The sequence below is a fragment of the [Bacillus] enclensis genome, from assembly GCF_001456935.1.
GTDB classification, from domain to species: domain Bacteria; phylum Bacillota; class Bacilli; order Bacillales; family Bacillaceae_B; genus Rossellomorea; species Rossellomorea enclensis.
Genome location: NZ_KQ758489.1, coordinates 58,910 through 80,770 on the forward strand (window position 1 = coordinate 58,910; position 21,861 = coordinate 80,770).

At 47.3% G+C, this 21,861-nt stretch carries 18 protein-coding genes; 6 read left to right on the top strand and 12 right to left on the bottom strand.

All coding sequences use genetic code 11. The annotated features are described in order from the left end of the window. Positions 1-178 precede the first annotated feature (178 nt). Positions 179-928, top strand: a complete 750-nt coding sequence (locus tag AS034_RS19650) for a sugar phosphate isomerase/epimerase family protein (RefSeq protein WP_058299855.1) — start codon at positions 179-181, stop codon at positions 926-928. A 41-nt stretch (positions 929-969) separates the two neighbouring features. On the opposite strand, the gene AS034_RS19655 is transcribed toward AS034_RS19650, so the two are convergent. From AS034_RS19655 to AS034_RS19695, 8 genes are all read right to left on the bottom strand, one after another. Further along, the gene (locus tag AS034_RS19655; protein ID WP_058299856.1) at positions 970-2,199 is read right to left on the bottom strand and encodes an aspartate kinase; all 1,230 of its coding nucleotides are present in this window, start codon (positions 2,197-2,199) and stop codon (positions 970-972) included. Between the two features lie 89 nt (positions 2,200-2,288). Then, a complete protein-coding gene (locus AS034_RS19660) occupies positions 2,289-4,100 on the bottom strand; it encodes an IucA/IucC family protein (RefSeq protein ID WP_058299857.1) in 1,812 nt (603 codons plus the stop codon). Positions 4,101-4,584: 484 nt separating this feature from the next. Then, positions 4,585-5,925 carry a lysine N(6)-hydroxylase/L-ornithine N(5)-oxygenase family protein gene (locus AS034_RS19665; RefSeq protein WP_058299858.1) on the bottom strand — a complete coding sequence of 447 codons (1,341 nt, stop codon included), beginning with the start codon at positions 5,923-5,925 and terminating at the stop codon, positions 4,585-4,587. Continuing rightward, complete coding sequence (locus AS034_RS19670) at positions 5,922-6,452, bottom strand: GNAT family N-acetyltransferase (RefSeq protein WP_141687776.1); 531 nt, start codon at positions 6,450-6,452, stop codon at positions 5,922-5,924. The genes AS034_RS19665 and AS034_RS19670 overlap by 4 nt, the downstream gene beginning before the upstream one ends. A gap of 16 nt (positions 6,453-6,468) precedes the next feature. Next, positions 6,469-8,229: an IucA/IucC family protein gene (locus tag AS034_RS19675; protein WP_058299872.1), complete on the bottom strand. Its 1,761-nt coding sequence runs from the start codon at positions 8,227-8,229 to the stop codon at positions 6,469-6,471. 28 nt (positions 8,230-8,257) lie between these two features. Then, a complete protein-coding gene (locus AS034_RS19680) occupies positions 8,258-9,781 on the bottom strand; it encodes a pyridoxal phosphate-dependent decarboxylase family protein (protein ID WP_058299859.1) in 1,524 nt (507 codons plus the stop codon). 6 nt (positions 9,782-9,787) lie between these two features. Then, positions 9,788-11,137 carry an aspartate aminotransferase family protein gene (locus AS034_RS19685; protein ID WP_058299860.1) on the bottom strand — a complete coding sequence of 450 codons (1,350 nt, stop codon included), beginning with the start codon at positions 11,135-11,137 and terminating at the stop codon, positions 9,788-9,790. A 407-nt stretch (positions 11,138-11,544) separates the two neighbouring features. Continuing rightward, positions 11,545-12,747 carry an MFS transporter gene (locus AS034_RS19695; RefSeq protein ID WP_058299862.1) on the bottom strand — a complete coding sequence of 401 codons (1,203 nt, stop codon included), beginning with the start codon at positions 12,745-12,747 and terminating at the stop codon, positions 11,545-11,547. Positions 12,748-12,930: 183 nt separating this feature from the next. Between AS034_RS19695 and AS034_RS19700 the strand changes: the two genes are divergently transcribed. After that, positions 12,931-13,365: a MarR family winged helix-turn-helix transcriptional regulator gene (locus tag AS034_RS19700; protein WP_058299863.1), complete on the top strand. Its 435-nt coding sequence runs from the start codon at positions 12,931-12,933 to the stop codon at positions 13,363-13,365. Positions 13,366-13,528: 163 nt separating this feature from the next. Then, positions 13,529-14,512 (top strand): GMP reductase, encoded by a 984-nt coding sequence (gene guaC, locus AS034_RS19705; RefSeq protein ID WP_058299864.1) that lies wholly within the window; start codon positions 13,529-13,531, stop codon positions 14,510-14,512. 60 nt (positions 14,513-14,572) lie between these two features. Here guaC and AS034_RS19710 read toward each other — a convergent pair whose 3' ends face one another. Beyond that, positions 14,573-15,442 (bottom strand): cation diffusion facilitator family transporter, encoded by an 870-nt coding sequence (locus AS034_RS19710; RefSeq protein ID WP_058299865.1) that lies wholly within the window; start codon positions 15,440-15,442, stop codon positions 14,573-14,575. Between the two features lie 241 nt (positions 15,443-15,683). Here AS034_RS19710 and AS034_RS19715 point away from each other — a divergent pair, with 241 nt between their 5' ends. Beyond that, positions 15,684-16,055, top strand: a complete 372-nt coding sequence (locus tag AS034_RS19715) for a cbb3-type cytochrome c oxidase subunit I (protein WP_032086564.1) — start codon at positions 15,684-15,686, stop codon at positions 16,053-16,055. A gap of 26 nt (positions 16,056-16,081) precedes the next feature. Here the strand turns inward: AS034_RS19715 and AS034_RS19720 are convergent, their stop codons facing one another. Then, complete coding sequence (locus AS034_RS19720; RefSeq protein WP_058299866.1) at positions 16,082-16,957, bottom strand: TetR/AcrR family transcriptional regulator; 876 nt, start codon at positions 16,955-16,957, stop codon at positions 16,082-16,084. 241 nt (positions 16,958-17,198) lie between these two features. On the opposite strand from AS034_RS19720, the gene AS034_RS19725 reads away from it, so the two are divergent. Next, positions 17,199-20,273, top strand: a complete 3,075-nt coding sequence (locus AS034_RS19725) for an efflux RND transporter permease subunit (protein WP_058299867.1) — start codon at positions 17,199-17,201, stop codon at positions 20,271-20,273. A 160-nt stretch (positions 20,274-20,433) separates the two neighbouring features. Here the strand turns inward: AS034_RS19725 and AS034_RS19730 are convergent, their stop codons facing one another. Then, positions 20,434-21,432, bottom strand: a complete 999-nt coding sequence (locus AS034_RS19730; protein ID WP_058299868.1) for a nuclease-related domain-containing protein — start codon at positions 21,430-21,432, stop codon at positions 20,434-20,436. 85 nt (positions 21,433-21,517) lie between these two features. On the opposite strand from AS034_RS19730, the gene AS034_RS23505 reads away from it, so the two are divergent. Further along, positions 21,518-21,667, top strand: coding sequence for a hypothetical protein (locus AS034_RS23505; protein WP_162266044.1), 150 nt, complete (start codon positions 21,518-21,520; stop codon positions 21,665-21,667). 7 nt (positions 21,668-21,674) lie between these two features. Here AS034_RS23505 and AS034_RS22525 read toward each other — a convergent pair whose 3' ends face one another. Beyond that, positions 21,675-21,854 carry an IS3 family transposase gene (locus tag AS034_RS22525; RefSeq protein WP_058299669.1) on the bottom strand — a complete coding sequence of 60 codons (180 nt, stop codon included), beginning with the start codon at positions 21,852-21,854 and terminating at the stop codon, positions 21,675-21,677. Between the last annotated feature and the right edge of the window lie 7 nt (positions 21,855-21,861).

Here is a 21,861-nt window from a genome sequence, read left to right on the forward strand (position 1 = left end):
GATTGTGGCCGTGCTCTTATTCGAAATCAAGTCTAAAACCACAGGTGAACGGACATCAGAATACTTTCTTTAGTGTAAAGCAGCAAAGTATGCAAAAAGAGCTTAATTAAAAGAGGATTTCTCCCTTTCATTCAGAACCCATATATTAAAGAGATCATGAAAGGCAGGCTGCATAAAAATGAAGCACATTCCCATCGCACTGCAGATGTACACGCTGCGTAAAGAAGCAGAACAGGATTTCACAGGCACACTGAAAAATGTCGCCGGGCTCGGCTATGAAGGAGTCGAGCTGGCCGGGTACGGAGGTTTTGAGGCAAGAAAATTAAAAGAAGTACTAGATGATCTGGGGCTGAAAGCAGCTTCCAGTCACATCCCGCTCGCTGAATTAAGAGATGAACCGGAAAAAGTGATTGAGGATCAAAAGATTCTGGGGAGCCGGTATGTTGTATGCCCATACCTTCCCCCTGAAGAAAGGACGGAAAACGATTATATCCGGCTGATCAATGACCTTAATGAGATCGGCGAAAAATGTGCCGGGGAAGGCATCACACTTTGTTATCACAATCATGACTTTGAATTGACTTCTCTAAATGATGGACGTTCAGCATTGGAGACGATCCTCGAAGAAACTAACCCGGATTGGGTCAAGGCGGAGTTTGATATTTACTGGCTGACATTTGCCGGGGAAAAGCCGGCCGAGTGGCTGGAACGTTACAAGAAACGCTCCCCGCTCGTTCATTTAAAGGATATGACGACGGATGGGGAACGCTTTTTTGCGGAGCTTGGGACCGGCGGGGTCGATCTTGAATCAGTGCTGGAGTCCGGAAAAGCGGGCGGCATCGAATGGTGGATCGTTGAGCAGGATGAGTGCAGAAATCCTCCGATCGAAAGCGTCCAGCGAAGTTTGCATTTTTTAAAAAAGAAATGAAAAAGGGAAACTTCCTTCTTAGCAGGAGGTTTCCCTTTTTTTCATTGGATTGCAACAACCGTTCTCATTTCAGGGACATCAAGCCCAAATGCAGTATGCAAAAGCTCAGCGGCCCTGTGCACGTCTTGTTGTTTCACTGCAGCCGTGACACTAACAGGTGAGTCCTCGATGAGCTTGAAGTCGATTCCGGAGGCAGCCAGTTCTCTGGCGGCTTTCCCCTGGATGACAGGATGTGTAAGGATGTTGCTTCCGATGACCGCGACCTTTGCCAGATCCTTCTTTGCAGTTAATCGATCAAACTTGAGCTGCTCTTTTTTTTCTGAAATGAGTTCCAGTGATTCCTGCAGGTCACGGTGTTGAAGGAGCAGTGTCAACTCGCTTTCCTGTGTACTTTTGAAAAAGTCACACTCGATGTTCCGGGGTGTAAGTGCTGACCGGATAGCATACTGCACTTCACTGCCACCGCAACCATGCAGGGTAATGCTTGTTCTTTCTTCCTGAAAGACAATGCCGATGACAGGGTACCTGTCCGACCGTTTGGAGGAATGATTGATGAACGTTCCCCTTTCTCTTGTCAGGCTGGAACGGACCACCATCGGGATCCCATGTTTTTTCGCATGTTTGACGGATCTTGGGTGCAGGACACCCGCCCCCCTCGATGCCAGGTTCAGCATATCATCGTATGTCAGGGATGAAATTTTGGCAGCTTTCTTGATATAGCGGGGATCCGAGGTGTATACGCCATCGACATCTGTATAGATGTCACAGCGTTCAGCCCCCAGCTGGGCTGCAAGTGCGGCTGCGGTTGTGTCAGAGCCGCCCCTGCCCAAGGTAGAGATATACCCCTCATCGGTTACGCCTTGAAATCCTGCCACAACGACGATTTTCCCGGCATCGAGTTCCTGTAATATCGGCTTGGGGTCAATCGTTTTGATGTTAGCGTTGCCGTGAACAGAATCTGTGTGAATGCCTGCCTGTCCGCCTGTGAAGGAAATCGATTCCGAACCTTTTTCCTGGAGGGCCATGGATAGGAGGGCGATCGTCACCTGCTCTCCTGTTGAGAGGAGCATATCCATTTCTCTTTTTTGCGGCTGGGTGGATACTTCGCTTGCAAGCCTTGTCAGAGTGTCCGTTGTATTCCCCATGGCTGAGACGACCACGACGACATCATTTCCCCTATTCTTTTCCTCAATCACCCTTGAAGCCATCCGTTTAATGTTTGAAGCAGAACCGACAGATGTTCCTCCGAATTTCTGTACGATCATACTCATATGCTAAACCTTCTTTCTTGAGGATCTGGTGCTGATCCATTTTGATCTCGGGCTGCCCGAACTATTTTGGCGGCTGCTTTTATTACTTTTTAAACCGTTTCTTTCACCTTGAATAAAGCAAGCGCATTATTCACGTGGCCGAACTCTGAAGCATGCGGACGGTCATCGCCTGTTGAGTATCCGTAATCCACCATGCGGTTGCGATTCAGGCAAAGCTTTGTCAGCTGGGGCTTGAAGAAATCAAACAGTTCGAAACGCTTCTTCAGCTCAGGGAATCGATTCTGATAATCCTGGATGGACTGTGCGAGCTGGCCCCAGAATGTCTCTTCCTCCATCAGTTCATGGTTGACCAGGATATTGCTCAAATAGCGCAGGTGGCAAATGAATAAGCCTGTGAAGATGAATTGAGTCAATCCTTCCGGCGGCTCGCTTCTCAGCACCTCTTTGAATTCTCTCGATAAGCCCCTGAGTTCAGGGAAGTCCTGATCTGAAATATTGACGTCATCGACAAAGTCTTTGATTGCTAACCGGTGTGGAACGGAATCCTTCAAGACGACGATTGTATTCTGACCGTGCGGCGAGAAAACTGTCCCGTATTGATACAGGTAATGTAGCAGCGGATCCATGACCACCTTGAAGAACGTCTTCATCCATTCGTCCGCCTGGAGTCCGGAGTCTTCGATCAAACTTTGCACGTATGGTTTACCGGTATGATCTTCATATAGAAGCGCTGCAAGTGTGATGGCCTGTTCACCTTCATCAAGATAGATATAAATGCTTTCTCTCCAGATCGTTCCGAGCATCTCAAGATATTGATAAGGAGCCTGTTTCATCCCGGTATAATAACGATGATCGACGTTCATGCTTGCGTTCTCTCCCGGAAGAATGACGCGGCATTCCTCTTTCAGGAATGAATCGTTGTCAGCGATGCCTTTAATGAGCTCAGTCACCTGCGGGGCAATCAGTGTCCGTTCGGACGGCAGCCCCCTGTATACCAAGGTATTGAGGATTCTCATCGGAAGCTTGACGTGATGCTTCTCTTTGTTTGTCATATTCACGAATGTCCGGATTGACTGCTGAGGAAGATAGCTGTCGTTTCCTTCTCCCAAAGGAATGATCGATCTTTCGGCCAGCTCTTCCGGGAAATTCTGAATCAGGACATTCTTCCACTGCCATTCATGCACCGGCATGAAGAAATACTCTGCAGGATCGGCACCGTGTTTTTTCACTATTTTTTCGAAAGAAGCTCTTTCCGTTTGGGAGAGTTCCGAAGCAAGCAAGTCTTCATATTCCACCCCATCGATTGATTGGAAAGTAGCGATGTCTTTCGTAACGGCAATCCAGGAGAGGCTGATTTCGTTCCCATGTTCGGGAGCATAGTTCAGGTAGTCATCGTAGCCGAAGCCGATGCGACCCTTGTTGTATGTAATCCACGGATGACCGGTCATGAAGCCCTCAAGCTCTGCATAATCGACACGAATGAGTTCGTCTGATGATTTCGACTCTTTTTCGAGCAGGTGGGCATCGGCAATCAAGGTGGCGTTCAATTCTTTGATCAGATGTCCGACTGTCTCTGGTGACATCGGGATGGGTCCCTGAAGATCTACCAACAGCTCGATGGCGCTCTCTGCCGGCTTCGTTTCGCCTCCATCTGTGATTTCAATCGTGTCCCACTTCACATCGAAGCTGTCAAAGAATCGTTTCTCGGCCTGGAAGCGATACTGTTTCTCCTTTGAAATCTGTAAGGAATACGTGATGGTCTTTCCTTCTTCGCCAAGAATGTAAGGCTGAAGCATATCTTCGTACATATACTCCGATAACATTTTTGCAATCAGTTTGCGGTTGACCTTTTTCCAATTGTCTTTGCTTAATACTTTTTGTAATTCGCCGGCAAATCGCATGGGATCCCTTCTTTCTGTCTATTTTAGTTGTTATTTAAAAAGTGAGATTGCAGGCTTATCACTGCAGTTGGATTTCAGGACTTCGCTTTCACCAGGAGTCGTCGATTCGCAATTCAATCAGCAGTTGGAATCAGGTTAGGATTCAGCGTCAAAAAACAGGTTAATATGAGTGTTTTTCGTCTAACCAACTTCAAAATTCATTCGTATTTCTCTATATGGACAGGATTTCAACTGAAATCTTCATTTTGAACTGACTTTTCTTATACACAAAAGTTTTTATTATCGAAAACAGAAATTCTATTATCGAAATCAAAAGATTTATTATCGAAAATCAAACTTTTATTATCGAAACGGCGAAGACTTTTATTGAAGACTCCTTATTTCAATCGAAAACGCACACTTATTATTGAACCTATATATTTATTATCAAAACAAGCAGGAGTTAACCGAATTAAAGAATCCGCGATTCATAGCGGCGCCTCCCTTACATGCTTGGAACGGAAGCCGCGCCCCGATTCTCCACGCCAAACGTCTGAAACACATTCTTCGTCTGAACGGGATATACTTCCCGTCCGGCCAATTGATTAATGATAACGGCATTCCGGTGTGCCCCGAGTCCAAGGTCTGGTGCGCCGACTCCGTGCGTGTGCATCTCCCCGTTTTGAATGAAGATGCTGCCGGCATCGCCGAGGTAAGTCTCCAGGCGGTAATCCTTTGTTATCTTGAATCTGCCGGCTTGATCGTATGCCAGATCATCTTTCATGGCCGATAGAAACGACGGAATCGCTGATTTGTAACCTGTCCCGAAGATGACGACATCAGTGTCTTGAGTGAACCCTTCTTCTTTTACTTGGTGATACCCGCTGAGCGAGAAGCCGCTGCCTGTAGATTCAAGACCGGTGATTTCGGTCATCGCCTGCAGGGAGATCGGAGGGTAGTCACTTCCGATCGAGCGCTCGTACAGATAGTCATAAATCTCCGCGCTCGTGTCTGCGCTGATCCCTTTATACAGGAGGTCCTGATTCTTCAGGAGAGCATCCTTCTTTTCCTGCGGCAGGCTGTAAAAGAAATCCGTATAGTCAGGCGAGAAGTATTCTAGTCCCAGTTTTGAATACTCCATCGGGAAAAATCCTTTTGAACGGGTGAACCAGTTCAGTGTGAATCCGCTCTCCTCCTGTTCTTTCGCAACATCCAGGAATACTTCGGCGGCGCTTTGACCAGAACCGATGACCGTTACTGACCGTGCCTCTTTACAGATTTCTTTTTTCTCCAGATACTCTGAAGAATGGAAGACGCTGCTTCCCAGATGTTCCTTGAAATGTTCCGGGACAGAGGAAACAGACCCGATCCCCATCACGAGATGCCGCGTCACGAACCGCTCTTCAGTGTGCGTCCCGTCATTCCAAACGGATACCTCGTAGCCGTTCCCGCCGCCTTCCAACTTGACCGGTACGACCCGCTCCGCTTCCATTCCATACTTGCATTGCGGCAGCTGTTCGGAAACCCACCGGCAATAATGGTTGTATTCTTTTCTCGGAATATGAAATTTTTCAAGAAAATAAAAGTGATACAACCGATTGTGAGCCTGCAGATAGTTAAGGAAACTGTATTTGCTTCTGACGTCGGCCATCGAGACGAGGTCCGCGAAAAACGGCACCTGCAGGGTCGTCCCGTCGATCAGCATGCCTTTATGCCAATTGAATTCCGATTTTTTCTCGAGGAACAATGCTTTCATATCCGGCACTTCATCAAGCAAGGCCGCCAATCCTAAGTTGAAGGGACCGAGCCCGATGCCGATCACGTCATAGATCTCATTGTTGTTCATGGGGTCCACCTCTTTTCGAATTCTTCACGCTCACATGTCATGAGCAATCCGGTTTTATCCGGCAGTTCAATCGATCCGATTCTCTTGAAGCCGCATTTCGTAAAGACATGAATCATTTTTTCATTCCGGATATCGGGTTCCGCCATGACTTTTTCTGTCCGGTCATCCTGGAATTGGAACCGGACCATCTCCCTTAACAGCGGTAAAGAATATCCTTTTCCTAAAAAGTCTGTATCACCGATCAACAGATGGACACCCTGATCATGAGGAGCCGCATCATACGTTTTCTCCAGCACATCTCCCTCGACCCAATAGGCTTCCCAATAGCTCATCGGCACATCATCCAGACACCCTATATAAAGGGTATGGTGGTCATCGTTCAATGCTTTTTTCAAATGTTCCTTGAACTTCACAAGAGGGATATTGAGATTCCAAAACGGATGGACATGGTCCTCCTTCATCCAGGAATGTATCATGTCCACATCCCGCTCAAACTCTACTTTTCTAAAAGAAATCTTCATGCCGATTTCTTCATCATACAACTCATAGTGCATGGAGGATCTCCACCTCTTCCGCAATCGGGTTTTTCACCATCGTATAGACGGACTGCGATTCCATCGGTCCGACAAGCTCGTCCATGTCATAGAAACGGGTCAGGAGGTTGGCTTTGCACGGAAGAACCGGCTGATACAACAGGCTTCTCAGAAGATCTGAAGGCATCGTTTCTTCGTGCTGCTTCAGGCGTTCCTTCAATAGGCGGATCAGCTCCCCTTCCTCGATCAGGCCGCTTACTCCAAAAGCGTTGATCAGACCGAACAGATGATTGAAGAAGAAGTAATATCTCAGGCGCTCCTCGGCTATATCATCAGTGCAGATCGTGTCGCTCAGCGTATTTAGTCCGGGCAGCAGTTCCATCAATATGCCTGCCTTCGTTTCGCTGTAGTAGTACCCCTGGTTGTCGCGGTAATAGAACGTTTCAGGGTAGCCGTCATGGAGCTTGATGACCGAGTTTTGCTGGTGGGCCTCAAGCGCAATCCCATAGGTGTCAAAAAGCCAGATCATTGGGTCGAGTGTCAGGTCCAGATACCGGTTGAACCAGTCGATGCTCACTTCTTCCACCGAACGGTTTTCACGGCCGGCGATTCCTTTGATGATTGAATAGAGCCTTGGTTTCCCCCCGTAGGCATGATCCTGGCACAGCCCCGCAACCAGGCTGGCATGTTTGCTATTTTCATAGAAAGGATTGTCGCGGATCACGACTTCAAAGCCTGAAAGTTCATTCTGTGATACAAGATTCAGGTAAGCCGGATCCTCTACTATCCGAAAGTTAGGAAAATTCTGCTTGATATTCTGTCCCACTTCAGTCTCCAGAAGCCTTGAAACCTCTACTCCCCTTGCAAGTTCCTTCGCCTGGTTGATGCGAAGGGAGTTTGTGATTTTGACAGGTACAGAGAATTTATACATATATTTAGAGTGTTTACTGTACACGCTTCTGAATGATGAAGTGCCCGTAAACTTCTTGCCGGCGGGCCCTATGTACTGAAGTGAACCATCCGCGAGCCTCGTTTGCACTTCAGGCTTCTCCATCAATTCCTTCACTTGAAGCGGATGAACCGGGAGCAGTACCTTTTCATCTTTTTTCATGATTTCTTCAAGCCAGTCCTGATCGACTTCCCCATCATTCTGCAATTCTTCGAAAATAATTGAAGCCGCAGACTGCGGACGACTGGAATCCTGGAGAACCAGTGATTTCTCCGCTGCAAAATAGTGGAGCCGGAACTCTCCCTTACGCTCGGGGGAATACGCCGCATCCTCCGCTTCCGCCAGACCCTGTTTGCTTTTCGGGGTCGGATGAAGCAGGTGTCCGAATAGAAGGGACTGCTCAGCTTCGATGAATTCAAAATCTTCCTGTGAAAGAGCTTCTGCGTCTTCCACGCGATCCTTGAGATACGTTTTGATGCTGCGGCAGCTCAGGATGACCCGGTAGATGAGTTCATCCTCGGCTCCCTTGAATCTTTTATCCAATAAGAATTCTTTTACGATGAGCGAAGTAAGCGTGATATAGTCGATTGGCTGCAGGTCTTTGCTGCCAGCGGTGCGATAATAGATCGGAAAAGAAAATAAATGGCGGTCAGTTTCAGACCAGTATGTCAATCCGGCCACCAATTCGATTTTCTGAAGAATCAGTTTGGAGACGAGCACTTTTTCCAACCCTGATGTAGAGAATAAAGGATGTTTCATTAACTCGGGTGCTTCTTCAAAATTCCCCGTCTCCCTTAAATAACAATTCAGAAAGCTTTGCATCGTCGCGTTTTCGGCTAATTGCTTCGTGTCATACACGGGCCAAACCTCCGTTCATTAGTTGAGTTGCAGTTTTTTCTATTTCATCCATCAGCTCGTGGATATCTATTTCACTTGTTCTTGGGTTCAGGAGAGTCAGCTTCAAGAAGGTACTACCATCAACGGTTGTCTTTGCGATGACTCCTTTTCCTTCATGCAGGAGCGACTGCTGGAGCGCCCTGTTCAATTCATCAAGGTCCGTGCTGCAATCCGACGGATGATAACGGAAAATAATCGTATTGATTTCAGGGTGTATATTTTTAAGCTCGATGTTTTCAAGGCCTGTCAGGTATTCTGCTGTATACCGGGCAAGCTCGATCGTGTGATCAATCATGTTTCCAAAGGTTTCGGTCCCCACTGTCTTGAGCGACAGATACAGCTTCAATGCATCAAACCGTCTGGTCGTGGATGTCGATTTCGTCACGAGATTCACGATTCCGTCATCTTCATCTTTTACAGGGTTCAAATAATCCGCATGATGGGAAAGGAATCCAAAATGCCGGCGGTCTTTTACCATGAACGCCCCGCAGCTGACAGGCTGAAGGAATAATTTGTGAAAATCGATGGTCATCGAATCCGCATTTTCAAGTCCTTCAAGCTTATTGCGGTGAGAATGACTGAGGAGCAATCCTCCCCCGAAAGCTGCGTCCACATGGAACCAAAGGCCATTTTCTTTTGAGATGGAAGCAAGTTCAGGCAATGGATCGATGCTTCCGAAATCTGTGGTTCCGCATGTTGCAACGAGGGCGAATGGCAGCATGCCGTCTTCCTTAAGTCTGTCCAGGGTACTCAGTACATCGTTCAGGCACATGCGATGGCGCTCGTCCGTTTTCACCGTGATGACAGCCTGTTCACCCAGCCCGAGCTGAGAAGCTGACTTTTTCACGGTAAAATGGGCCTCCTCCGAACAAAGAATGCGCAGTCGATGAAAATCTGCCGGCAACCCCTGCTTCTGTACGTTATGGGCCCATTGGATTTGACAGAAGGAATCCCTGGCAAGCAGCAGCCCCATATAGTTCGATTGTGTACCACCGCTCGTGAACACACCGTCTGACGTTTCAGGATAACCCGCCGCTTCCTTCAGCCATTTCACCATTCCTTCTTCAACATAGGTAGCCGCTGTACTCTGATCCCAGGAGTCCATCGACTGGTTCAACGTGCCGATGATGCATTCACCGATGATCCCCGGGAGAAGCGGCGGACAATGCAGATGAGCCATGCTCTTCTCATGTGAGATATGAAGGCTGTTCCTTAGGATGGGACCTTCAAGCTCATTGAGGACTTCCTGAAGCGAGCGGCCTTTCCCTGCAAAGTTCATGATCCCCGCGATTTCCTTTTCGATTTCAGCCGGGGTCTTTCCAATGAATGGCTGTTCGGTATTGCTGTAAACTTCTTTCAGTTTATTGCTGACTTGTTCCATTCCTTTTTCAAAAGCGGCCAGCCCCTCTTCCCCCTGATGGAGAAAGAAAGAGTCAAACGCCGTCCTTTTATTTTTAAACGCTCTGCCTGTACTCATAGGGGACTACCTCACGACTGAAGCTACAACCGCTTCTTTGAAGATGGCGAATACTTCATCCAATTGCGCTTTTGTTATGATGAGCGGCGGCAGGAAGCGTACTACGGCTCCATGTCTGCCCCCCACTTCCAGGATTAAGCCTCGCTTGAAGCATTCCCGCTGGATGCGGCTGGCCAGTTCAGAATTTGCAGGGTGACTTCCAGACAAAGACTGTGGAAGCGAAGGATCGACCATTTCCACCCCGATCATCAGCCCTCTTCCGCGTACATCGCCAATTTCAGGGAATTCATGTTGAAGTCCGCTCAACGACTGAAGAAGTCTCTGCCCCATTTTATCTGCATGCCCCGCAAGATGATTTTCCTTGATGTACTTCAGTGTGGCCGTCCCGGCTGCCATCGCTATCTGATTTCCGCGGAACGTCCCGATATGCGCCCCAGGCTCCCAGCAGTCGAGTTCCTTGTCATATACGACAACAGAAAGCGGGAGACTGCCTCCTATTGCCTTCGAGAGGACAAATACTTCCGGAACGATACCGGCATGTTCGAATGAGAACAGTTTCCCTGTACGGCCGATCCCGGTCTGGACTTCGTCAATGATGAGGGGAATGCCCCGCTCTTCCGTGATTCGTCTCATTTCCTGCAGCCACTCAATCGGTGCCGGTATCGAACCTCCTTCACCCTGGACGGTCTCAAAGATCATCGCAGCCGGCGGCAGGATTCCGCTTTCAGGGTCATCGAGCAGGTTTTCAATATATCGTGCCGAGATGCGGTGGCTCTCTTCTCCCCCGACGCCGAACGGACAGCGGTATGTATAAGGGTAAGGGAGGAAATGAGTATCTGGCATGAGACCGCCGACTTTCTCCTTCGGACTCAGATTTCCTGAAATCGCCATCGTGCCGTGCGTTGCACCATGATATCCTCCCTGGAAGGTCAGGATGCTTTGCCTCCCGGTTGCCGTTTTGACCAATTTCAATGCAGCTTCAATTGCATCTCCCCCGGTCGGCCCGCAGAACTGTACTTTAGCACGGTCCCGGAACCCTTTCGGCAAGGAAGCGAATAACTCATTAACGAATTCTTCTTTTACAGGGGTTGTCAAATCTAATGTATGTAAAGGGCGTTTATCGCGGATTACCTGCTCCATTGCTTCGATCACAACAGGATGATTATGACCGAGCGCCAATGTGCCGGCACCTGCCAGGCAGTCGTAATACTTCTTCCCTTCCATATCGGTCACATGAATCCCATCTGCTTCACTGATGGCAAGAGGAATCCTTCTCGGGTAGGATCTTGCATTGGATTCGCGTTTCTCCTGCTGGCATAGTAATTCTTTATTTGAAGTCAAGGTTTGAACTGTCATACGTCATCTCCCTTTCACTGATTGTTTCCGTTTTGCTTTCAACGTCATAGTAATTGATAATGATTATCAATGTCAATAGTAATTGAAAATTGTTCTCAATTAAAATGGATAAATAATACTTTTGGCAGGGGGATGTAATTGCTTTTGTTTGATGCGGGAAAGCCTTGATGGTCGTAGGGTTCTGGCATATCTTAAAGCAGTTCTTCCATCGCTGGATCCCTGTTTCGGAAAAATTCCCGCCTTTCGTAAAAAAGGAGGTTTGGACTAGAGGGTAATTGAGAACGGATAATGGCTGCAGGTAGTTTATTCTCAATTAAAAAAACCCAACCGTTGAAGGACGATTGGGTTTAAAAAAATATAATTTTGATGATTTTGAGGGACGTCCCTCAAAGTTAAACGTATCTCTTTTATAATTCTAATGCCTCCGATGCCTGCCGTCTTTTTTTACCTGCAAGCACAGAATGATACCGATAAACAAACAGTGTAACCACGACCACCGCACCGGACAGCAGGTACAGGCTTGTAAAGCCCAGTCCGCCTGAAATCATTCCCAGTACGACAGATCCGACCGCAATTCCGAGGTCATAGAAGATAAAGAATGTCGCGGTCGAGTGGCTGGTTCTTTCTCTCGGGGCTGATTGGATCGCCATCGTCTGGTAGCTTGGCAGCAAGGCACCGTAGCCGAGGCCGATGAGTGCGCCAGCTGTGAGAAGGACAAAGGTCGATTGTGTGATACTCAAGACGGCGAGTCCGATTGCAAAGATGATCAGCGACGGGTAAATGACCGAATCGGGTCCTTTTTGGTCAAATAATCTTCCTGTGTATGGCCTCGATAATAGCATCGCTGCCGCAAACACAACGAAAAAGAGGCTGACAGATTCGAAAAGGCCGACTGATTTTGCATAGACGGAAATGAAGGACATGATACCGGAATACGCAAACGCAGTCAGGAATCCGACGAACGCAATCGGCATCGCCCTCACTTCGATCAAATCCTTCGCAGTGATCCGCCTCGCAGCCTTCGGTTCAGATGGTGCTGCGGAAGATACCTGAATGCCGAAAGTCAAAATAAAAGCCACAACCATCATGGACGCCAGCAGAAGGAACAGCGATGAATATGGGATGAACTGGACGAGTGCCAGTGAAAGGAACGGACCGGCAACAACGGCCAGATTCATCGACATGGCAAAGTAACCGAGTCCTTCCCCCTTCCTATGCTCCGGTATCATATCCGCCGCAATTGCCACCAATACGGTTGAAGCGATGCTGAACCAGATGCCATGGAAGAAGCGCAGCGCGATCAACAGATTGAAATCACTGATCACAAAATAAAAAAAGGAAGAAGCGCCAAAGAAGAACACGGATATCATCAGGGTCTTCTTTTTACCCAGTGCGTCAATGATTTTACCGGAAAACGGCCGGACGATGATCGCTGAAATTAAAAACATCGTTGTAACCAGACCAGCCTTTGCTTCACTTACATGAAGCTCGTCAATAACGTAGACAGGCAGCACGGTCAACAACGAATAAAAAACCAAAAAGACGAAAAAATTATTCGATAAAGCCATCAGAAAAGGCTTTGTCCAAATGTTGTGTGTCGATTTCTGCATGTAAATCCCCTTTCAACTTATGCTTTGATGTATAATCGATTCAATTAGTTGTCATACTAATTATATATGCAGAAAGCGCAGAAGTAAATACTTGTTATAACAATTAAATTGAAATCGTTCTCATTTCCAGTGACTTTTGTAGTATGATAGAAGGAGACTAAAATTGGTGGCAGGTGATACAGCATGCATGATACTCGCGATGAAGCAATCGGTCTTTTTACAAGCAATACCGTCAAGAATATTATCCGTTACTTATCTGTGAACATTAAGAATTACGATATTACACCCGAGCAATGGACCGTCCTCAAACGGCTGTCCGAAAATGACGGCATCAACCAAAAGGAACTTGCGAATAAAGCAGAGAAGGACCAGCCCACCGTGACAAGGATCCTCGACATCCTCGAACGGAAAGAACTGGTCATCAAGAAGAAAAATGAAGAGGACCGCCGTTCATTCATCCTGTTCATTACAGACAAAGGAACCGCGCTCAAAGAGGAACTGACCCCGGTCATCGAAGCGCTGTGGGAAGAGAACATCCTCGCCGGCATCTCGGAAGAAGAGCTTGAAGTGTACAGGAAAGTCCTTGTGAAAATGAATGAGAATTTGGAGAAATGTTAATCTTTAAACGGATCTGTGTTAAGCAGGTCCGTTTTTATTTTGTAAAGGAAGAAAAATGTCAGAAAAATCTTTGACACCCTGGCAATAAATGTAGTATATTACGATAGGAACGAACATTCACGAATTAAAATATAATTAATATTCGTTTTTAGGAGTGTTATTCATGGAAAATGTATTTGATTACGAAGATATTCAATTAATTCCTGCAAAATGTGTAGTAAACAGCCGTTCTGAATGTGATACATCGGTTACGCTAGGCGGCCGTTCATTTAAACTTCCTGTTGTTCCTGCGAATATGCAGACCATCATCGACGAAAAAATCGCCGTTTACTTGGCAGAAAATAATTATTTCTATATCATGCACCGATTTGAACCAGAAAAAAGACGGGATTTCATCAAAGATATGAAGTCACGAGGTTTATACGCATCGATCAGCGTAGGCGTAAAAGAAGAAGAATACACATTTGTGGAGGGGCTTGCAGAAGAGCAGCTTACTCCTGCCTATATTACAATCGACATCGCGCACGGCCACTCCAATGCCGTGATCAATATGATCCAGCATATCAAAAAGCACCTTCCGGAAAGCTTTGTGATAGCCGGCAACGTAGGAACGCCTGAAGCTGTGAGGGAACTCGAAAACGCAGGGGCTGACGCTACGAAAGTCGGCATCGGACCTGGTAAAGTATGCATCACGAAGATCAAAACGGGATTCGGTACGGGAGGCTGGCAGCTGGCGGCTCTCCGCTGGTGTGCAAAAGCAGCTACAAAGCCGATCATCGCTGACGGCGGAATCCGCACGCACGGTGATGTAGCGAAATCGATCCGATTCGGTGCCTCCATGGTCATGATCGGTTCCTTGTTCGCAGGGCACGAAGAATCCCCGGGTGAAACGTTCGAGAAAGACGGCAAGCTCTATAAAGAATATTTCGGTTCTGCATCCGAATTCCAAAAAGGCGAAAAGAAGAACGTCGAAGGAAAGAAAATGTTCGTGGAACACAAGGGAGCACTCCAGGATACCCTGACGGAAATGGAACAGGATCTCCAGTCTTCCATCTCCTATGCAGGGGGAACGAACCTTGACAGCATCCGCCACGTCGACTATGTGGTCGTGAAAAATTCCATCTTCAATGGTGATAAAGTCTATTAATATCAAAAGAGGGACGGGCCGAATTTATCGGCCCGTCCCTCTCTTCGTATGCAAGAAAAGTCACTCCGGTTCCACATGGACGTGGACATCATAGATTTCGTACTCTCTCTCTAGCTTTTTCTCCACTCTGGTTGAGATGTCATGGGCATCATTAATGTTCAATTCCGGATCCACCGTAATGACGATGTCCACGACAATATTGTTCCCGTACGTTCTTGCCTTGATATCTTTGATCCCCTCGACCCCTGAAATCTCGTCGATCGTTACTATGTACTCTTGAATCAGGTCCTGATCAAATCCATCCGTCAATTGATGGGAAGCTTCACGGAAAATTCCCCAGGCCGTCTTGATGATTAAGATCCCTACAATCAGGGCAGTAAGGGGATCGAGCCAGGCCAGGCTGAACTGCGAACCGATGATCCCGATCACCGTTCCGATACTGACCCACGAATCGGAAAGATTGTCTTTGGCTGCGGCCATGACCGATTGACTCTTTATTTTTAACGCAAGTTTTTTATTATAACGGTAGACGAAATACATCACCAATGCTGAAAAAATCCCCGTCCAGGCAGCAATCATGTCAGGCGGGTGCGACTGCCCCTCGAAAAGTGTCACGACTGCCCCGCTCAGTACTTCAATCCCCACGACTGCCATAATGAAAGAAGCCACCATCGAAGCGACCATTTCAGACTTCCAATGTCCGTATAGATGGTCATCATCCGCAGGTTTCTGCGACAACCTGAGCCCGATCAATACGGCAACCGAAGCCAGAATATCCGTCGTATTGTTCAAACCATCTGCTTTCAATGCCTCCGACCCGCTCATATTCCCGATCACCAGCTTTAATATAGATAAAAGTATGTACGCTATGATGCTGATGATTGCACCGCGTTCGCCCAATTTCAAATCCGAATATCGTTTATCATCCACTCATTCCAACCTCCAAACAACTGCCTGAACATTTTATCAAGCAGTATGCGAGTGGGTCTATAGAAACCTTTTTATCCATCCCCATCTATCTCTCTTAAAGTCAAAAAAGTTGCACAAAGTAAATTTAATTGGTGCAACCTTATTTATTTATTTCCTCATCCGTCGTGACTTAAGAACTATTAATATTGTTCTATCCCAACCATTTGATTCATATATTTTTTCTAGAAAAGGAGGGATAACTATGGGCATCAGATTGATCAAGATTTCGGTTGTTTATTTTATGATCGGCGTGTTATTCGGGTTGTATATGTCGATGACGCATGATTACAGCTTCACTCCGGTTCACGCTCATATCAATCTTCTGGGCTGGACAGCTCTTACTCTTGCAGGTATCATCTATCATTTATTCCCGGCTGTGTCTCAGACAAAGCTTGCAAAAGCTCATTTTTGGCTCCATAATATCGGTCTCCCGCTTATGATGATCGGCCTGTTTTACCTCATTTCATCCGGCAATGAAGGCATCATCCCGGTGATCGCAGCCGGAGGAGTGCTGACGACACTTGCAGTGTTATTGTTTGGATACAATGTATTGACTAAATTGAAAGCGGAATAATAAAACAGCTGCTGCCCCACTTTCATTTAAGGCAGCAGCTGTTTTTCCAATTCTGTCACTTCTTCTTTTAAGTCTTCCACATCCCGCAGCAGCCTGAACATCCCTTTGAGGATCAACTCATCCGGTTTGGATTTCCGGCACTCTTCTGATATCCTGTCCGCAACCTTCACATACTCCCCTGCTTCATCGTCTTTGAGAGTATGAATCTTCTCATACAGATTCGTCCATGCCTCCTCTCTTTTTTCAAACGAAATGAATGCCCCTTCCCGGTCCATATCAACTGAAAACGGCTTCATCATTTCATCATCGAGGAGAGGTGCACTTTTCCCTTCAAAGAAGTCGTCTGCAAGGATCATGATCTGCCTCACAATATGATTCCCGAGATCGGCCGGTTCAAGATCGCTGTCAGTTGAAATCAGAAGCATCATATAAGAAGAATAAATGGACTGTGTCATCCACATCAGATCCCATTTGTAGGGGTCGATCCTATCCCCGTATAACCGGTGAAGATTGTGCTGCAGCCAGCTGAATAACCTCCCGCGCATCCTGTGCTCCATCTCGGCGAGCTTTTCACTGTCCTTGGCCGTTTCTCCCCTCATATGCATCTTCATATATGATTTGTATTCTAGGATTCCCTCAAACTGAACCTGGAATTGTTTAGCCAGGCGGTCCTCCTGTGCCATATTGCTGTCAAGTCCGACCACAAACGCGCGCTCGAAGACGAGCTGCTGATAATGTTCATAGATGGATATGATTAAATCTTCCTTTGATTGGAAAAAAGAGTAGAGAGAACCTTTGGAGATCCCGATGCTGTCAGCGATCTGCTGCATCGATGTCCGGTTGTATCCGTGTTCTGCAAACAGCTCCACAGCTGTTTCCAATATTGCTTTACGTTTGTTCACTAGATATCACCTGTCTTCTATATGAAGTCCGCTTCGTTTATTTTTACACCATTTTATCATAGTTTCAATGTCATCACCCCTCCTCCTCAGACCAGCACATTATTTCTTGACTAAAATTCACGACCGTGAAAAAATGACTTATGAGTCATTTTTAATTAAACTTGATATATCAATACATCAAAAGCATTAATAAAACTTTTTTGACCCACGAGTCAAACCAAGTTAACAGGAGGAATGATTGATGATTCGAGCAATCTTGAAGCGATCGAAAATCACACTGATTTTTGTACTGCTCTTTGCCATTATCGGGATTTTTACTTTTTTCCAGCTCCCACAAAGGGAAATTCCCGAGACTGAAGTGAATATCGGGACGGTTTCCACGGTATATCCGGGGGCAACCGTTGATACGGTCGAACGGTCCGTCACGAATCCGATTGAAAATTCGCTGCAGTCGATCGACGGGATCAAGGAACTCAATTCGTCTTCCGCTGCCGGATTCTCTACTATTATTGTAGAGGTCGAGGATGGCAAAGACAAAAAAGAAGTGTTCAGCGATGTGCGGCAGGCCGTTTCTGACGCATCCGCATCTTTTCCTGAGGAGGTATTCGATCCTGAAATCAATGAATCCACAGTGAAGATGCCGATTGTCTCTTATCAGCTGACGAGCGACAATCGTGAAAGCTTTCAGGACATCAAGGATGAGATCGACCGCTGGAAAACGGAGGTCGAGGAATTATCCGGGGTTTCAGGGGTGGCCGTCAAGGGACTGCCTGAGGAACAGATCCTCATCGAATTGAAGCTCGGGGATTTAAAGGAATCCGGTCTAAACGTGTCTGATGTCATGACCGCCATCAATGATGAGTACTACCCTACCCCACTGGGGAAAGAAGAAATCAATGATGAAGTCGTACAGCTGACGGTCGATCATTATTCGACCCTTGACGAAATGGAAAAGGTCTTCGTCGGAAAGAACCCTGGTGGTGAATCCGTCCTGCTCGGGGATATCGCAGACGTGAAAATTTCACCCAAAGAGGCTGAGGATATCATTACTTTCGAAGGGAAACCTGCCGTTTCGTTCACTGCTTTTGTACAACAGGGCGAAGATATCCCATCCGTCGATGACCGGGTGAGCAGCAAGGTCGAAGAACTTTCGGATAATCTTCCGGGGGATGTGGAACTCGTTCCTTATTACTCACAGGCAAGCCTGGTAACCGATATTTTCAAAGGGTTGTTCACCTCGCTTGCAATATCCGTCCTTGCAGTCATCGTCACGACCGCGGTGGGACTGACCGGATCCGGGGTCTTCGTCGTCGCTCTGGCGATTCCGATTTCGGTGCTCGCAGGGTTGATCCCACTTCCTTATGCAGGAGTGGACCTGAACCAAATATCAGTGATCGGGGCCATCATCGCACTCGGTATCCTTGTGGATGACTCGATCGTCATGAATGATAATATCCAGCGCCGCTATAAACTCGGGGATTCTGCGCTGACAGGCGCTGTGAACGGCGTGAAGGAAATGTGGGTGTCGATTGTCACTTCCTCCCTCGCGATCGTGTTCACTTTCCTGCCGCTCGTCTTTTTATCAGGAGGGAACGGCGCATTCATCAGGGCGCTTCCGACCGTCTTGATTACAACGATCCTGGCTTCAACATTGGCGGCATTGGTATTCGTACCTGTGCTCCGCTACATGCTTTACAGCAAGACGAAGAAAAAGATTTCAGACTCACCCGGACTGCTCGGGAAGCCGCTTGATAAACTGGCCGACTGGTATGCAGATGGCATCTTGAGAAGATTTTCAAAGAAGCCTTTGCTTACAGCCGTCCTTGGCCTGGTGTTCACGACAGCCATATTCGGCCTGATCGCTTTTACGCCGTTTGAATTCTTCCCGTCCGCCGACCGCGAAGAAGTGACGATAGACGTCACCCTTCCGATTGGTACGACACTCGAGGAAACGTCCGATACGCTTGCTGAAATGGAAGACAGAATGAAGACGGATGAAGGTGTCTACGAAACCAGCGTATTCGCCGGAACCGGGCTGCCGAATCTATTCAACAGTTCCCTTGAGAACTCAGGCGACAATACAGGTCAGATCGTTGCCCGCGTCGACAGGGAAAACCAGACTGCCCAAGGACTGATCGACGATTGGACTGAAAAGCTCCGCACCGAGTTCCCGGATGCCGTCCTTTTCATGGAAACAATCGAACAGGGTCCTCCTGCAGGTGCCCCTGTAACGGTAACCGTATCTGGACCTGAAATGGAGAAACTGCTTGAACTGAGGGATTCGATCAAGGATGATATCGGAAAGCTCGAGACCAATCTGGTCGTCGACAATGTAGGAGAACTCTCCCCTGTCCAGGAATATGTACCTGACCGTGAAGCACTGGAGGAAAACGGGATCACCGTAAACCAGATCAGTCAGCAAATACGCCTGGCAACAGAAGGGATCCCTCTCAAAGCCTTTGACAACGGCGTCACGAAACGCGACATGAACCTTGTACTCGGCGGAAATAACGGGGAAATCGATCTTTCTGCCCTTGAATTACCTGCCGCCGGCGGACAAAACCCGGCCGGACCGCCGAAATTGGTAGGTCTTGATGAACTCGTGAATGTTGAAAAGAAAGAAGAAATCCAGCAGATTCCTCACGTCGACGGAGAACGTGCGATCACCATTCGCGCATTCCCTGAAAATGAGGAAGGTTATGAAGAAAAAGTCCAGAATATCGTGGATGACGCCGGTAAAGACGTTGGTTCTGAATACAGCTTGACACTCGGCGGTGAAAATGAAGCGCAGGACAGCTTCTTCTCGGAAATCACCATCCTGTTCACGATTGTGATTTTCCTTGTTTACCTGCTGATTGCCCTGCAATTCAATTCATTATCAATGCCATTCCTGGTATTGGTTGCCGTTTACCTGGCAATCGCCGGAGCCATCCTTGGACTGTTCGTCACCCAGACACCGATTTCTTTCCTTGCCGTGATGGGAATGGTGTCGCTGACCGGAATCGTCGTCCGGAACTCGATCGTCCTCATCGAGTTCATCGAACAGCGGCTCGGTGACGGCATGCATGTGAAGGAAGCCGTGGTCGAAGCCGGACGCGCAAGACTGCGCCCGATCGTCCTGACCGCCATCACATCCATCGTCGCCCTGATCCCGGTCGCCGTCAGCGGAGACGCCCTCTTCACACCGCTCGCGGTCACGATCATCTCCGGAATCGCCTTCTCGGTGATTTTGACCTTGCTGATCGTACCCGCGCTTTATCTGGTATTTGACCGGTTTAGAGGGAAGAAGAGACAGCGGCAAGCTGTGGAAGAATGATTGAATGATTGATTGTGTAAGGCCCGTCCTTTGCTGCTTTGAGGCGGTGGGGGGCGGGTTTTTTGTATATTGGGTCGGGACTGACTGCAGCGTGGGGGATGATTTTGTGAGTTGATTCCCCGAATTGACTGCGATAGCGAGTGGTCCATTTTTGATGTAATTAATAAGATTTGGATACGAAACTTAAATCTTTGATTAAAGGGTCTAGTGAATAACGCCGATCCTTGGTGGTTCCGTTAGAGGGCAGGTTCATTAGAGACAGCATCCTGGCAGAGGTTGAAAGGGAATTAAGATTGGTGAAGTGTCTCATTTCTTTATTGGAGATGGTTGTGTCGATGAGTAGTGCATAGTCTGTCAGGGCGTGTACGTGGGCGTCCTTTTTCTTGATCCGGCAATCGGAGCACCACCAGGTTCCGTGGACTCTTTCCATCGAAAGGGATTGGCATTCTGTGCAGTGAACACCTGGACGGATATCTCTGGTTGAAAGTTGAAATTGTGCGAGGACATCCGGATTAGCGGGGACATTTGACTTCATGAGCCGGTTCGCTATCCGGGTCAGTTCTTTTGGCGTCACCACTGGATTGGGATATTTCAAAGTCAGTTTTTTAATTTCATAGACCAGCCTATCGCTGCGGATCAGCTTGTCCATTACGAGTTGATTTTGAGAGGTATTTGTAATATGTGAGTGGGAGTTGGTCAGAACGACCCGGTATTCGATCGGGATGGCCGGGTAATTTTTTGTGATCAGCCAGTCCTCAAGCCTCTCCTTCTGTTTGAACGCCTGGAGGATGGGGTCGGGGAATATTTCCGTCGCTTCTTGTTTCGTCCGAATCATTTGATTGAAGTCTGTGTCGATATAGATTTCACCTGCTATGTTTTTCACTTCCGCGATGAGGATGAAGTTCGTATGAAGGATGAGCGTGTCGATTTGAAAGAAAAATGTTTTGTATGAAAGGCGCAGATCGAATATTATCAGGTAATCTTTCTCAGGCAGAAAGCTTAAATGATAGTTAAGGGACAGCTCCCCTTTATATCCTGCTTCAAGCTTCCTTAATTCTGCTTCGATTTCATGACGTAAGGGGTGTTGGGGAAGGATTCTTCTCAGAAGGGCATACAATTTGAGGATTTTGATTGTGGGGCTGGGCTTTTTCTTGATCAATTGACCACTCCTTTGGGTAATGAGGTTTTTGGACGGGGTATCAGCCGGAAATTTGAGGTTTATTTGGGTGTGGGGGCAGGGCTGGATGTGGAATCTTTCGAAAATTGGACTTCTGTCAAGAAAATGGACACCTAAAAATGAGAATGTTTTAGCTGAAATCCCTACCGCACTTTCGTTTGGTGGGGCATTAGAAACAATCAATCTAAAACCAAGATTGATTGCCTCTAACGCCTAAGATGAATTTATGAGATTGAGTCCAGGTTTGAACGCTGATAATTTCTCTCAAAATTGTTTGGGGAAAGATACCCCAGCTTTGAATGTTTTCTTCTCTCGTTGTACCGGTTTGAAATATAGTGGTTAATGACTTTTGTCGCTTCATCCCTTGTTTTAAATCTAGAACGATAGATAAGTTCTTTTTTGATTGTCGCA